This window comes from Escherichia sp. MOD1-EC5950 (assembly GCF_002965345.1).
Lineage (GTDB): Bacteria > Pseudomonadota > Gammaproteobacteria > Enterobacterales > Enterobacteriaceae > Escherichia > Escherichia marmotae.
Window position 1 is genome coordinate 30,102 of record NZ_PTSR01000009.1, and the last position, 13,562, is coordinate 43,663.

Annotated in this window: 15 protein-coding genes; all 15 read right to left on the bottom strand. The window is 56.5% G+C overall.

Features of this window, described 5'->3' with window-relative positions; translation table 11 throughout:
- Positions 1 to 34: 34 nt before the first annotated feature.
- Positions 35 to 523 (bottom strand): ethanolamine utilization microcompartment protein EutK, encoded by a 489-nt coding sequence (gene eutK / locus BEA93_RS11635; protein WP_001516840.1) that lies wholly within the window; start codon positions 521 to 523, stop codon positions 35 to 37.
- Positions 524 to 535: 12 nt separating this feature from the next.
- Positions 536 to 1,195 carry an ethanolamine utilization microcompartment protein EutL gene (gene eutL, locus BEA93_RS11640; RefSeq protein WP_001111029.1) on the bottom strand — a complete coding sequence of 220 codons (660 nt, stop codon included), beginning with the start codon at positions 1,193 to 1,195 and terminating at the stop codon, positions 536 to 538.
- A gap of 9 nt (positions 1,196 to 1,204) precedes the next feature.
- Positions 1,205 to 2,092 (bottom strand): ethanolamine ammonia-lyase subunit beta, encoded by an 888-nt coding sequence (gene eutC / locus BEA93_RS11645; RefSeq protein ID WP_016249048.1) that lies wholly within the window; start codon positions 2,090 to 2,092, stop codon positions 1,205 to 1,207.
- Positions 2,093 to 2,112: 20 nt separating this feature from the next.
- Positions 2,113 to 3,474, bottom strand: a complete 1,362-nt coding sequence (gene eutB, locus BEA93_RS11650; protein ID WP_001516843.1) for an ethanolamine ammonia-lyase subunit alpha — start codon at positions 3,472 to 3,474, stop codon at positions 2,113 to 2,115.
- Between the two features lie 11 nt (positions 3,475 to 3,485).
- A complete protein-coding gene (eutA, locus tag BEA93_RS11655) occupies positions 3,486 to 4,889 on the bottom strand; it encodes an ethanolamine ammonia-lyase reactivating factor EutA (RefSeq protein ID WP_105224836.1) in 1,404 nt (467 codons plus the stop codon).
- On the bottom strand, positions 4,886 to 6,112 hold the full coding sequence (gene eutH, locus BEA93_RS11660) for an ethanolamine utilization protein EutH (RefSeq protein WP_000512411.1): 1,227 nt from the start codon (positions 6,110 to 6,112) through the stop codon (positions 4,886 to 4,888). The genes eutA and eutH overlap by 4 nt, the downstream gene beginning before the upstream one ends.
- A 316-nt stretch (positions 6,113 to 6,428) precedes the next feature.
- A complete protein-coding gene (eutG, locus tag BEA93_RS11665) occupies positions 6,429 to 7,616 on the bottom strand; it encodes an ethanolamine utilization ethanol dehydrogenase EutG (RefSeq protein WP_105224835.1) in 1,188 nt (395 codons plus the stop codon).
- On the bottom strand, positions 7,606 to 8,442 hold the full coding sequence (gene eutJ, locus BEA93_RS11670; RefSeq protein ID WP_000929697.1) for an ethanolamine utilization protein EutJ: 837 nt from the start codon (positions 8,440 to 8,442) through the stop codon (positions 7,606 to 7,608). Before eutJ ends, eutG begins: the two co-directional genes overlap by 11 nt.
- A gap of 10 nt (positions 8,443 to 8,452) precedes the next feature.
- Positions 8,453 to 9,856 carry an aldehyde dehydrogenase family protein gene (locus BEA93_RS11675; RefSeq protein ID WP_038355468.1) on the bottom strand — a complete coding sequence of 468 codons (1,404 nt, stop codon included), beginning with the start codon at positions 9,854 to 9,856 and terminating at the stop codon, positions 8,453 to 8,455.
- A gap of 11 nt (positions 9,857 to 9,867) precedes the next feature.
- A complete protein-coding gene (eutN, locus tag BEA93_RS11680) occupies positions 9,868 to 10,155 on the bottom strand; it encodes an ethanolamine utilization microcompartment protein EutN (RefSeq protein ID WP_000762196.1) in 288 nt (95 codons plus the stop codon).
- 106 nt (positions 10,156 to 10,261) lie between these two features.
- A complete protein-coding gene (gene eutM, locus BEA93_RS11685) occupies positions 10,262 to 10,555 on the bottom strand; it encodes an ethanolamine utilization microcompartment protein EutM (RefSeq protein ID WP_000387719.1) in 294 nt (97 codons plus the stop codon).
- A gap of 38 nt (positions 10,556 to 10,593) precedes the next feature.
- On the bottom strand, positions 10,594 to 11,610 hold the full coding sequence (pta, locus tag BEA93_RS11690) for a phosphate acetyltransferase (protein ID WP_000583002.1): 1,017 nt from the start codon (positions 11,608 to 11,610) through the stop codon (positions 10,594 to 10,596).
- A complete protein-coding gene (eutT, locus tag BEA93_RS11695) occupies positions 11,607 to 12,410 on the bottom strand; it encodes an ethanolamine utilization cob(I)yrinic acid a,c-diamide adenosyltransferase EutT (protein WP_105224834.1) in 804 nt (267 codons plus the stop codon). Before eutT ends, pta begins: the two co-directional genes overlap by 4 nt.
- Positions 12,407 to 13,108 carry an ethanolamine utilization acetate kinase EutQ gene (gene eutQ, locus BEA93_RS11700; protein ID WP_000733938.1) on the bottom strand — a complete coding sequence of 234 codons (702 nt, stop codon included), beginning with the start codon at positions 13,106 to 13,108 and terminating at the stop codon, positions 12,407 to 12,409. The genes eutT and eutQ overlap by 4 nt, the downstream gene beginning before the upstream one ends.
- Positions 13,083 to 13,562, bottom strand: a complete 480-nt coding sequence (gene eutP, locus BEA93_RS11705; RefSeq protein ID WP_000820743.1) for an ethanolamine utilization acetate kinase EutP — start codon at positions 13,560 to 13,562, stop codon at positions 13,083 to 13,085. The genes eutQ and eutP overlap by 26 nt, the downstream gene beginning before the upstream one ends.

Sequence of the window (13,562 nt, forward strand, 5' to 3'; positions counted from 1 at the left end):
CGGGTGTTATATGACACCCGGCACCTCCGACAGGTTAATGGGGCTTGAGACGATAACGACTACTGCGTTTACGCAACGTCCCGGCAGAAAAGAGCTGTTCGAGCGCATTTCTGGCTTTTTCCAGCGGCCAGCCAAAGTGGGCGGCAACTTCTCCGACCGTCATTCCCTGACGTACTGATGTTAACAACGCCAACAACTCGTCGGCAGATTCCGTGACGATCGCTGGCGCGCCAGGTTGCTTTAGCTGTCGGTTAAAGCCAGCAACCAGCCACTGGGTGTCATCATCAGGTCGACCAATTTCCTTGCGGCTGATAACTCGCCCGGTACGCATTGCGGCGGCATAACCGGCATCCAGCGCCGCACGACACGCCGCCAGATCGCCTTCCACCACCAGCGTTAAGCGACCGGGGTCAAGCACTTCATGACTGAGCAGACGCACGTTTGCCGCTTTCAGCATGGCATCTGCCGCATCGATTGCGGCGACCATGCCGTCAACTTCCAACAAACCCAGTGCATTGTTCATCGGCAACCTCCGTTACGCACGTTGGATTGGATTACGCGCGATTTCCAGCACTGCATCAGTAAAGGCGTTACAGGCCGCTTTACACGCTGCCTGGCTACCGGTCAAAAATGCCGCTGAATAGTTGGTTTCTGACGGTGGCGGAACATAAGTCACCAGTTGCACATCAGCAGATTTCAACGCAGCATCAATGCCGTAGGTCGCTTCCAGCGGCGGTGCCACCAGATACGCCATCGGATCACCGAGCGTAATGCCTGCAGTGGAAGAGAGATAAGAACCGGTACGCGAAACCACATGAGCGAGGAATGCCGTATCTTGCTTATCGTTCGCCCACTGGAACGCCGCGCCGTTTTCAATATGCGCTACCATCGCATCCAGACCGGCACGCACTTCCGCCGGGTTTGGCCCGCCGAGCATAATCAATACTTCACCGGCAGTCGGTGACGGGCCGTGCGCCGCGCCGGCATACAGCGAGCGACCATACACCACTTCAACCATCGCCTGTTTTGTCGCTTCATCAGCCGCAATGTAGGTGACATCATCAGAATCGGCGGAAATCAGCCCGAGGCTACGAATATGCGGCGGCAATTTCAGTTCACGCGCAAAATCAGCGTTAACGGAGGCAATCACCCGCATGGCAGTGACCGACGGTCGAATCAAATCTAAAGCTGGCATGATGCCTCCTTATCGGGTCATGTTGATGCCGGATGCTTTCTGCTCCAGCATACGTTTCGCCAAATCCACAATGACGGCTGCGGCTTCAACCGGCGGCGTGCCACCCTGGTGAATGTTAGAGATACAGGTGCGATCGGCCTCCACGGTAGTTGCCATACGCGGTGAGTAAACGGCGTAGCAGGAGAGGCTCTCTGACTGCCCTAACCCCGGACGTTCGCCCACCAGCAGGATCACCACTTTCGCGCCAAGAAGCTCGCCAATCTGGTCTTCAATTTTCACGCGACCATAACGCACAAAAAACGGCGTGCCGACTTTCAGCCCCGCATGTTGCAAGCCCGCCATCAGCGGCGGCAGAATTTCTTCGTAGTTCACGGTGATGGCATCCGTAGACAGACCATCGGAGACAACGACCTGCACGTCAGGATTGGCGACACATTGCGCTTTCAAAGCCTCGACGGCTTCCGCACACAGACGACGTCCCAGATCCGGGCGCGTCAGATAAAGGTTTTTGTCGCTAATTTCAGAACGTACTTCCAGCAGCCCCTGCGCTTTCACCCACTCTTCCGGCACCTCTTTCAGCACCGTATCTTTAGAGCGCGAGTGGTCGGCCAGGAAACGCAACAGCGCCTGGGTACGCGGACGCGGACCGGCACGACCGGTACAGACGCGGGCCACGGTGCTGCGGCGCAGTTCGGTTAATACGTCTGCGCGATGCGGATTTTCAACGCCAATCCACGCCTTCGCTTCAGCAGAACCTAAATCCAGCACGCAGCTTTCCGAGGTCACCGGTGTTGCACAGGTTGTGGTGGCGCATTTTGCTTCTGACGGCGCGGCGGCAGCTTGTCCCATTGACGCCATCACGCTGCGTACAATTTCTTCAATCTGTTTTTGATCCATGATGTGTTATCTCCGCGTCATCAGAAGAACAGTGACGGATCGCCCGCCCGTTTGGTCAGGCGACCGTTTGCCATAATGCCCATGCTTTCCAGCCAGCGTTCAAACTCCGGTGACGGACGCAGATTCAGTAACTGACGCACAGTAGCGGTGTCATGGAACGCCGTGGTCTGGTAGTTGAGCATGATGTCGTCACCCAGTGGCATCCCCATGATGTAGTTGCAGCCTGCGGTAGCGAGCAGGATCATCAGGTTTTCGTTGAGGTTCTGGTCAGCGTCAGCGTGGTTGGTGTAGCAGCAGTCACAGCCCATAGAAATGCCGCTCAGCTTGCCCATAAAGTGATCTTCTAAGCCCGCACGGATAATCTGCCGGTCGTTGTAGAGATACTCCGGCCCAATAAAACCGACCACGGTGTTGACGATAAACGGATCGTAATGACGCGCCAGCCCGTAGTTACGCGCTTCCATCGTCACCTGATCTGCACCGAAGTTGGCACCAGCGGAGAGTGCAGAACCTTGTCCGGTTTCGAAGTAGAGGCAGTTTTCCCCGGCGATACGGTTGAACTCTGCGCCCACTGCGCGGGCTTCGTCCAGCATTGCCAGTTCCACGCCGAACTCTTTCAGCCCTTTCTCGCTGCCACAAATACTCTGGAAAATCAGCCCGCCCGGTGCGCCGCGACGAATCGCTTCAATCTGGGTGGTGACGTGCGCCAGCACGCAGCCCTGAGTCGGAATGTTGAATTTGTCGATCACCCCGTAGATGGTGTCCAGCACGCGGCTTAAGTTTTCCACATCGTCCGTCACCGGGTTGACGCCGATCACCGCATCGCCTACCCCGAAGGAAAGCCCTTCATAGATTTGCGCGGCGATACTTTGTACGTCATCACGGGTATCGTTTGGCTGCAAACGGGCGCTGAAAGTGCCTGGAATACCGATGGTGGTATTGGCCTTTTTGATAATCGGCATTTTCTTTGCGCCGTAGATCAGATCCGCGTTAGAGCAAATCTTCGCCACCGCCGCGACCACTTCCGAGGTCAGCCCTTTACGGGTAAAGGCAATATCATCAACGCTGGTTTCGTCGCTCAGAACGTACTCACGCAGCTCGCTGATGCTCCAGTTTTTAATCTGGTTGTAGGCCGTTTCGTTAACGTCATCCTGAATCAGCCGCGTCACGCAGTCTTCTTCATAGGCAATCACCGGGTTATTGCGGATATCCGCCACGGTCATTTCCGACAACACCTGCTTTGCCGCTACCCGCTCCTGCGAGCTTGTTGCCGCAACCCCCGCCAGCACATCCCCCGAACGCAGTTCGTTGGCCTTCGCCAGCACCTCTTTTACATCCTTGAATTGATAAACATTGCCAAACAATGTGGTCTTTAGTTTCATAAGTCGTTCCCTCAGGAAGGAAATGCGAGTGATTTCACCGTCACCGGCACAACCGATCCGCCAAAAAGAGGCGTACCAATGTCGATATAGTCCCCCGCGCGAACAATCACTTCGTCAATGACTGCCAACGGGAGTTGTTGTAGCTGTGGGCGCAACAACATGCCCAGAGCTTTACCAAAGTCCTGCCCGGCCACCACCAGCAGGGGATGCGGATTCGGAAAACGCGCGACGAAATCGACCAGCGCGTTGATGACCGTCAGTACCGCGGCGTAACGCACGGGAAGCCCGGCGGGAAGCGCCAGCACGTACGCGTCAGAGTTGGGATCAAGATCGAGCTGAATCAGCGCCTGTTGCCAGCCATTCACCAGATCCGTTTCATCAATCGGGATCGCCACCGGCAAATTGCGCAGCGGCAGTTGCACGCCCTCCAGCCAGATAGTGCTGCCAGAGAGCGAAAGGGTATGCGCACCCGCGCCAATCACCGTGGCGCGCACGGTTTGCGCCGGAAACTGCACGCGCATCTCACGCAGGCGCGGATGGTCATGCAGCGCTGTTGCCAGCAGCGGCCCAATATCGGCAAAACAGAACGGGTCAGCGGGCTGATGGCGATAACATTCGCCCACGCCGCCAGAAAGAGTAATGATTTCGGGCGTAACGCCTGCGGGCAGCAAACCGGTTTGCATCAATGCCTGCGCGAGCGGCGAGAGCGTTCCTTCAATCACTTCGACAATCAGTTCCGCCATCCGCCGGGTAACCTGCACCAACTGCGCACCGGTCAGTAAACGGGCGTCAGTGCCTGTGCCGAAGCACTCATCCACAATCATCTGCCCCGGTTTATGAGCGTAAATCACGCGCCCCTGGCAGTCGGTTTCCAGCAGCCGACCGCCGACGTTGAGGCAGGCAGTCCCGCTGATTTTTCCGGCATCGAACAGGGCGTAGTTCGCCGTGCCGCCACCGATATCGATATTCAGCACCCGACATAACCGTTGTTCAGAGAGGGTTTGCGCTCCGGCACCGTGCCCGGCAATCACCGATTCGAGATGCGGTCCGGCACTGGCGACGACAAAATCGCCCAGCGATTGAGAGAGCGTCATCACCGCCGGACGGGCATTGCTGGTTTTCGCGCTTTCGCCGGTGATAATAATGGCACCGGAATCGACGCTCTCCGGTGCAATGCCCGCAGCCTGATATTGCTCAAGGATTAAAGTTTTCAGTTCCGCTTCTTTTAATCCGCCCTGTTTGTCGACAGGGGTAAAGAACACCGGGCTTTGCCAGCTAATTTCGCGTTTGATGAATTCGTAACGCGGCACCTGCGACACTGCCGCACGGTTAACCAGTTCCAGGTGGGAGAAGATCACCTGGGTGGTGGTGGTGCCGATATCGATACCGACGCTCAGTAGCTGGCGAGTGTTCACGATTGCGCCTCCGCTTCGGTTTTAGCCGTGGTCGCATCTTCTTTTGGCACCAGCATCATCGCCACGCCAATCGCCGTAACACCGCCGATCAGCTTGCCGACAATCATCGGGAAGATCATGGCGTTCATGTTGGCAGCGGCGAAACCTAAGTGGTCGCCCAGGGCAAAGGCAGCGGAAACGGCGAAGGCACAGTTGATCACTTTGCCGCGGGTATCCATCTGCTTCATCATGCCGAACATCGGGATATTGTTGGCAAGCGTCGCCACCATACCCGCCGCCGCAATATTGTTCATATTCAGTAGCTTACCGACACTCATCAGCGGTTTTTCAAACCAGCGGGTCAGCAGCAGCACCATCGGGTACGCCCCCAACAGAACGCAGGAAATCGATCCGATCACTTCAATGGCGCGCATCACTTCGCCGGGTTTGTCGCCAGGAGACATAAAGATGGGATCAAGACCGGGGATCAGTTCCCAGCCAAGCAGGAATTTCACCACCGCAGCGGCAAGACCGATGGTGATTAATGCCACGAGAAATTTGGCGAAGATCTGGAAACCGTTGATCATTTTTTCCGGGATGAATTTCAGCCCCAGCGCCACCAGAATCGCGACAATGATCACTGGGATCATATTCATCAGGATCAGCGCGAAGGTAAATTCCACCGGCTGGCCGTTGATCTGCACACCGGAATACATCGCCACCAGACCACCGGCGATACAACCAATCGGAATGGTCACAATACCGGCCAGCACGCCGAGTGCGAGATAACGGCGGTCAGACGGTTCGATGATGCCAAGCGCCACCGGAATGGAAAACACAATCGTTGGCCCCATCATCGACCCGAGAATTAACCCAGAGTATAGCCACGCTGCCACATCGCCGCCCGCCAGTTCTTTGGCGAGGAAGAAGCCGCCCATATCGCACGCCAGCAGTGTTCCGGCGAACATTGACGGGTTTGCGCCGAGCATTTCGTAAACCGGGATGATTACCGGCCCAAGTACGTGTGCCAGTACAGGCGCAAGCGCGGTCATACCGACCATCGCCAGACCCAGAGCGCCCATTGCCATAAAGCCTTCTTCAAACTGGCCGCCCGATCCCTCAATGCTTTTACCGAATTTACCGAGGAAACGCGCTGAACCGCCGAACTGCGACAGAACCCTGTCTACGGCAGCTATCAGCATAAAGAACATCATGATGTACATGATGATTTCATTAATTCCCATCGCCTTTACTCCCTGTTAGTTATTATTTATTGGCGGATGCGGCGTGAACGCCTTATCCGCCCTACATATGCAATCCTGTAGGCCGGATAAGACGCGACAAGCGTCGCATCCGGCACTTGTACCACGCCACTGGCGGATGCGGCGTGAACGCCTTATCCGCCCTGCATATGCAATCCTGTAGGCCGGATAAGACGCGGCAAGCGTCGCATCCGGCACTTGTACCGCGCCACTGGCGGATGCGGCGTGAACGCCTTATCCGCCCTACATGTGCAATCCTGTAGGCCGGATAAGACGCGACAAGCGTCGCATCCGGCGTTTATTGCGCCGCTGCGTACAGGCTGACAATCTGCTCCAGGCTGGCGGTACGCGGGTTGCTACGCAGACAAATATCTTCCTGCGCGGCCTGCGCCCATGCATCGTAATGCGCAGATGTCGCACCAACATCGCCCAGCCGTTTACCAATCCCAACTTCCACAATCAGCTCACTTACCGCGTTAATAGCGTCACGATCGTCCGATTTTTTAGTTCGCAGCGCCCGACCAACCTGGCTAAAGCGTTCACGACAAACCATTCGGTTAAACTCCATCACCGTTGGCAGCAACATGGCGTTCGCCAGACCGTGCGGAATATGCAGCGCCGCACCCGACTGATGCGCCATCGCGTGACACAACCCAAGCCCCGCGCTGGAAAACGCCATTCCGGCCATACATGAAGCCAGCAACATGCTCTCGCGCGCAGCAAGGTCATGCCCGTAGCCCACCGCTTTCGGCAACGATTTACCGATCATCGCGATTGCGCCAATCGCCAGACTGTCGGTAAACGGTGTGGAGTTCAGCGCGCTGTACGCTTCAATGGCATGAGTTAACGCGTCGATACCGGTCATCGCCGTGACATGCGACGGCACGCCTTCGGTCAGCGCGGCGTCGAGAATGGCAACATCCGGCATCAGCGAAGCATGTGCTAATACCTGCTTGCGCCCGCTCACTGCGTCGATAATCACCGTCACGTTAGTGGTTTCAGAGCCGGTTCCGGCAGTCGTTGGAATGGCAATCAGCGGCAGGCGTGATTGCAGAACGCTGTTTTCTGACATCCCGGCCAGTGTGCTATCGGGGTTCGTCACCAGCAACGCAACGGCTTTCGCCGCATCCAGCACCGAGCCACCGCCAAACGCGATCACCCCATCACAACCCGATTCACGCAGTTGCGCCACAGCCGCACAAACGTCAGTAATACACGGTTCGCCCACCGGACACGGCCAGAGCGTGATGGCAATTCCTTTGACGGCCAGACTACGCATAAGGCCAGCGGTCATCCCCGCCTGATGTAAAAAGCTGTCTGCCATTACAAACAGATGTTTCAGGCCACGGGTTTGCGCTTGTTGTCCACAACCGCTCACCGCGCCCAGACCGCTGAGCGTCACTGGCGGAACGCTAAATGTTTTTACCCGTTGCAGATTCAGGGTATCGAATGCCTGAAAGAGCGCCGTTTGCAATTCATTTTGCATAGATCCCCTCCGCTTTCTCTCGCCCGCTACTGGCTATCGCCAGCGGGGTCATAAACAAACTGTGCTGCGGTAAATGCACCTGTAATGCCGGGAATTGTTTGCGAAACAGTTCCGCCACGCCCGATTGCATACAGGAACCACCCGCCAGCCATAAATCAGTAATGCCCTGTCCTGCGATATGTCGGGCGACAATGTCCGCCATTTTTTCGTATACCGGCTTCACCGCAGGCCAAATTTCTTTGCCGTGACCGCGCTTGTAATGCTCCGCCTCTTCCAGCGGAATGCGACGATTTCCGGCGAGGGTCAGAGAGATATGATGTCCGCCAGTCGCTTCATCTGCCGAGTAAGTCACTTTGCCCTGTTTCACAATGGCAATACCGGTGGTGCCACCGCCGATATCCACTACGCCAGCGTTGTCCAGTTGCAGCAGGTCTGCCACCGCCGTTGGCTCATCCAGCACATGACTCACTTCCAGTCCGGCAGATTCCAGCACGTTGATGGAAATACGCGCATCCGTCCCCGGGGGAAATGACGTCGCCGCATGACTAAAACGGCGACCCAATTGCTGCTCAAGGGTGTCAAGATGGCGACGAACAATGGTGACTGCGCCGAAGAAATCCCAGACGATGCCGTCGCGGACCACATCGGCCCAGTCGAGGCATACCGCCACCGGCTGACCGTCGCAGTCGACGACCATCGACACCACATCGCAGGTGCCCAGATCCACCCCCAACCACAGCGGAGATTCCGTCGCCGCTGGCGTCTGGTTACACAACGTTGCCGCTGTTTGCAGACGTGGGGTGAGCCATTGTTCGTCGTGCGCCATCTGTTACTCCTTAAACAATGCGAAACGCATCGACTAATACACAGCGGCGCAGACGAACAAACGTCCGCGCGCTGGTTACCCCTTCACCGGTTGGCGTGGTGATGGTCATCGTGGTCCAGCCTTCTCCGCCCAGCCCCAGCCCGGCAATGCACGACCCGTTCTTGACGAAAATGCTGGTATCAATGGCGTTTGCCATCTGGTTCATGTTGTCGATATTGCGCGAGTGCATTGCCGCCGTGTGGTGGCAACCACCTTCCAGTTTCACCGCCAGCGCAATGGCATCAGCCACGTTGGTGACGCGCACGACAGGCAACACCGGCATCATCAGCTCGGTAACGGCAAAGGGATGTTCTGCAGTGGTTTCCACAAACAGCAAACGCGTTTCTTGCGGGACGTTCAGGCCAATTGCTGCCGCGATTTTCGCCGCGTCACGACCTACCCAGTCACGGCTGACGGTGCCTTTTCCGCGCTCGTCGATATTTTTCAGCAACACAGATTGCAGTTGCTGTGCCTGCTCTGCGGTCAGTTTCACCGCGTGCTGGCCTTCCATCAGGCGCATCAGTTCATCGGCTACGCTATCAACGACAATCAGTACCTTTTCATCGGCACAAATGATGTTGTTATCGAAAGAAGCGCCTTTGACGATGGACTGCGCGGCACGGGCGAGGTCGGCGGTTTCATCCACCACCACCGGCGGATTACCGGCACCTGCGGCAATCAGGCGTTTATTGGTGTGTTTACGCGCCGCTTCCACTACCGCTTCGCCACCTGTCACCACCAAAAGGCCAATGCCCGGAAACCTGAACAAGCGTTGCGCGGTTTCGATATCCGGATTTGCCACGGTAACCAGTAAATTTTCTGGCCCGCCTGCGGCGACAATCGCCTGGTTGAGTAACGTAATCGCCCGCTGAGAGACTTTTTTCGCCGCCGGATGTGGGGCGAAAATGACGCTGTTGCCCGCGGCGATCAGGCTGATGGCGTTATTAATTACAGTTGCCGCCGGATTGGTTGACGGTGTCACCGAAGCCACCACGCCCCAGGGTGCGTTTTCAATCAAGGTCAGGCCGTTATCACCGGTCAGCACCTGCGGAGAAAGGCATTCAACACCCGGCGTACCGCGCGCCTGAGCGACGTTTTTGGCAAATTTATCTTCAACGCGACCCATGCCGGTTTCACTAACGGCAAGTTCCGCTAAATCTCTGGCGTGCTTTTCACCTGCTTCACGAATAGCAGCAATGGCTAACTGGCGCATCGCCACACTTTTTAACTCAGGTTGCGCCACTTTAGCAGCCGCAACGGCGTCATCCAGGGAAGCAAAAACGCCCATCTCATGAACGGCGGCGGGCGGTGTATCACTGCTTTGCATTTTCAGCAGCACCGCTTTCACCACCTGTTCAATATCCTGTTGATTCATGATGTTCTGCCTTATTTGTGGAAAATGACCTGACCGCCAGACACCACCTCATCGACAATGCCAATCACGCACAAGTCGACCGGCGACGTTTCGCTTTTATGCGCCTGGCGGGCGGAACTGCCACTCACCAGCAACACCCACTCTCCGGTTCCTGCGCCAATATTGTCGATAGCGACGGCACACTGCCCATCGGGATTTCCCTGTGGATCAATCATTTCCACCATCAGCAATTTGTCATGCGCCAGTCCGTGATGGCGCACGGTGCAAACAATTTGCCCAGTGACGACAGCCAGTTTCATACCCGCCTCCGTGGCGTATTTCAGGTAAAAGCTCCCCCTACCCTCCGCAGAAGGTAAAATGAACAAGGAGAGAGCGTGACGCCCGAATCGACGTCACACAGGGTGATTACAGGTTGCTGCTGTCGCCTTTCAGGCCGATCGGAAAGACTTCTTCCAGGTCGCCGTGCGGACGCGGGATAACGTGTACGGATACCAGCTCGCCAATACGCTGTGCCGCTGCGGCACCGGCATCGGTCGCGGCTTTACAGGCAGCAACATCACCGCGAACCATTGCAGTCACCAGACCGCCACCAATCTGCTTAACACCAACCAGTTTGACGCGCGCGGCTTTCACCATCGCATCAGAAGCCTCAATCAGTGCAACCAGGCCCCGGGTTTCGATCATTCCTAATGCTTCCATTGTGTTTTCCTCTTTATAGGGGTCCAGAACGGGACCGTTCATTCAACCAGTGTGGGTAAACTGCTTTCGCGGTTCACTTTTGTCTGACGCGGTACGGCGGCCACCAGCGCCAGCTCGATAATTTCCTGCACGCTACAACCACGCGAGAGATCGTGCATCGGCGCGGCAAGTCCTTGTATCAATGGCCCGACGGCACGATATCCGCCAAGTCGTTGTGCGATTTTGTAGCCAATATTTCCCGCCTCTAGCGACGGAAAAACCATCACATTGGCGTTGCCCTGAAGCGGGCTGGCAGGCGCTTTTTGCGCTGCCACTTCCGGCACAAAGGCGGCGTCAAACTGCAACTCGCCATCCACTACCAGTTGTGGCGCGCGTTCACGGATTATTTCTGTCGCCTGCTGAACGTTAGCAACGCAGGGGTGGCGGGCGCTGCCGTTGCTGGAAAATGACAGCATCGCCACGCGCGGCTCTTCTCCGGTGATAGCCCGCCATGTTTCGGCGCTGGCAAGCGCGATATCAGCCAGTTGCGCCGCCGTTGGTTGCGGCACTACGCTGCAATCGGCAAAACCCAACGCCGGGCCGCTGTACTGCGGCAACATCAGGAAAATGGAGGAGAGCGTTTTACAGTCAGGTTGCAAACCAATAATGCGTAATCCGGCACGCAACACATTCGCCGTGGAAGAGAGATTGCCCGCGATACAGACATCCGCTTTACCGGCGCTAACCATCGCGGCGGCGAACATCAACGGGTCGGTGAGTTTTTCCAGCGCATCCGGCGGCGTTTTTTCTCCCGCACGGGTCAGCCAGCGCTGGGCAAATTCTTCCCGCATTGCGAGGTTGCCATGCGGATCAATGGCCTGTAGTCCATCCATCGCCACACCATGAGTGAACGCAAACTGGCGAAGTTCAAACGGACTGGCGACCAGAATGGGCGTCGCCAGGCCTTGCTGATGCAGATATTGCGCAGCTTTCAGCACACGCTGGTCTAACGCATCCGGAAAAACCACTCTGGCGGGCGCTCGCAACGCCAGTTCACGACAGCGTTCAATAATCATTGCGTTTCCCCCAGTCGTTGTTGGATCTGTTTCACCGTTAGCGGCTGCTTCGTTACGCTCAAAATCATCATCACGTAAAACGTGCTGGAAAGGCGGTTCAGCGCCTGCAAGATGTCCGGACGCAGTACGTTAAAACTGCGGGTAATAAACACCTGCGCCGCGACGGTTTCGGTTTCCCGCACTTTGGTTCGCAGCAGGTTCAGCAACGCCGCATCGCGTCCGTGGCTGGCTTCCGGCACCAGATGATCGTGGTCGAGATAACGCAGCGGCTGGTGAGAAAGCCGATGCAGCTCTTCGTCAGAAAACCCGACAATCGCCTGATCGGCCAGCGGTTCCCCCAACGCATCGGCACGCATAATGTTGCCAAGACGCGAACGGATATCCGCCAGCCACGGCTGCCACGGTTCCGCCAGTTCAATTTGCAGCCACACTGTCAGCGCAATGGTGCTGTCGAGGACAGCGCGAAAACCCAGGCGCGGATCGCTTTTAGCGACCATTTTTTCCGCCGACAGGTGAGTCAGCGTGTCAGGCTTTTTTGCCACCGGCTGGCGACACAGTTCGCAGCACGCTTGCGGATATTCATCGCTACTGGTCAACCCGTGAACACGCTGCGGCTGCTGCAGTTCATCGTCAACAAACAAACTCCCCTGCTCATCAATAAACTTGATGCGCAGATGGCGGCTTTCCAGCAACTCCCGGGCAGAGGGCGTCAGGCGACTGTCCGCAGGGAGATGGATCTCTGCGCCTTCGCTGAGCGTATGGTTTGCTCTTAGCCATGCTTCGGTGATGAAATCTTTCATAGGGATTGCCAGTTCGCCGGCCAGGCGACATACAGGAACTTCACGCTGGATGTCGTACCAAATTCGATGCTGGAACCTTTCGGGATAAACATCACATCGCCCGCTTTGGCGATCATGGTTTCGCCTTCGTGGCGAACATGCAGTTCCCCTTCCAGTACCATGTCGATTTCGTCGTAGTTCAGGGTCCACGGGAAGAAGGCGTTTTCCCACTGCATAAAACCGGCGGCCATGCTGCTGCCGTCGTCTCCGGTCACGAGATCAGTCAAGCCCACGCAGTGCGGTTGTGCGCCATCGAAACGACCAAATTTCACGCTGCCGCCATCAATCACTTTGATGCCGCCTTTGCCGGTCACCGATTTAAAGCTCGGCTGCATTGCGCCCTGCTCCAGCGACTGTTTTTCCTTCATCACTTTTTCCATCAGTTGCGCGACCAGGCTTTCGGTAAACTGGCCTTCCGGTAACTGGGCGATGATGGTTTCGCGGATGCGCTGGTTTTCGGTTTTATCGGCTGGAGCACTGGCGGGAACGGATGCCGTTACCGGCGTCGATTCATCGCACTCGATGATGGTAACCCCCAGCAGGGCCGCCACTTCTCGCGCTTCCGGGGTAATAATGCTGGCACGCAGAACCACGGACATTGCCTGTTCGCCGCGTGAATGTGCTTCACGAATATCATTCGCTGTGATGAGTTTTTTCACCTGCTTCCTCCTGTTCGGTGAGAGATGCCAGATAATCCACCAGTTGCTGCACGCTTTGCGGGTCGTGGCTGTTTAGCGCGAAAATCGGTTCTTCGAAGCCCGTCTCAAGCAATAGCTGTCGCGTAGCGGCGATGTCAGCATCTGGCATGTCCGTTTTACTGATGACGGCGATTTGCCGTTTAATAACGCCAATATCCAGCAACCCGACAGGTAATCGGCTTTCCGGGTCATTCGCGCCGTGGACATAGATCAGCATGTCCACATCCTGTAGCGTGGTAATTAAGGCGTGATACAGGCGGGGATGGCTAAAATATTCACCTGGAGTATCAATATCACCCTTATCATTAAATTCCACAGCCTGCGTTTTTCTGGCGAGAGCGTAATTCCCCTGCAAAGCATTAAAAAGCGTTGTTTTTCCTGCCCCGACGGCCCCCACAAACGCGATTCGTTTCAT

Coding starts and splice junctions, on each gene's coding strand:
- eutL (WP_001111029.1), bottom strand. CDS start 1,195: ATGCCAGCTTTAGATTTGATTCGACCGTCGGTCACTGCCATGCGGGTG.
- BEA93_RS11675 (WP_038355468.1), bottom strand. CDS start 9,856: ATGAATCAACAGGATATTGAACAGGTGGTGAAAGCGGTGCTGCTGAAA.
- eutB (WP_001516843.1), bottom strand. CDS start 3,474: ATGAAACTAAAGACCACATTGTTTGGCAATGTTTATCAATTCAAGGAT.
- eutJ (WP_000929697.1), bottom strand. CDS start 8,442: ATGGCGCACGACGAACAATGGCTCACCCCACGTCTGCAAACAGCGGCA.
- eutP (WP_000820743.1), bottom strand. CDS start 13,562: ATGAAACGAATCGCGTTTGTGGGGGCCGTCGGGGCAGGAAAAACAACG.
- eutG (WP_105224835.1), bottom strand. CDS start 7,616: ATGCAAAATGAATTGCAAACGGCGCTCTTTCAGGCATTCGATACCCTG.
- eutH (WP_000512411.1), bottom strand. CDS start 6,112: ATGGGAATTAATGAAATCATCATGTACATCATGATGTTCTTTATGCTG.
- pta (WP_000583002.1), bottom strand. CDS start 11,610: ATGATTATTGAACGCTGTCGTGAACTGGCGTTGCGAGCGCCCGCCAGA.
- eutN (WP_000762196.1), bottom strand. CDS start 10,155: ATGAAACTGGCTGTCGTCACTGGGCAAATTGTTTGCACCGTGCGCCAT.
- eutM (WP_000387719.1), bottom strand. CDS start 10,555: ATGGAAGCATTAGGAATGATCGAAACCCGGGGCCTGGTTGCACTGATT.
- eutC (WP_016249048.1), bottom strand. CDS start 2,092: ATGGATCAAAAACAGATTGAAGAAATTGTACGCAGCGTGATGGCGTCA.
- eutK (WP_001516840.1), bottom strand. CDS start 523: ATGAACAATGCACTGGGTTTGTTGGAAGTTGACGGCATGGTCGCCGCA.
- eutT (WP_105224834.1), bottom strand. CDS start 12,410: ATGAAAGATTTCATCACCGAAGCATGGCTAAGAGCAAACCATACGCTC.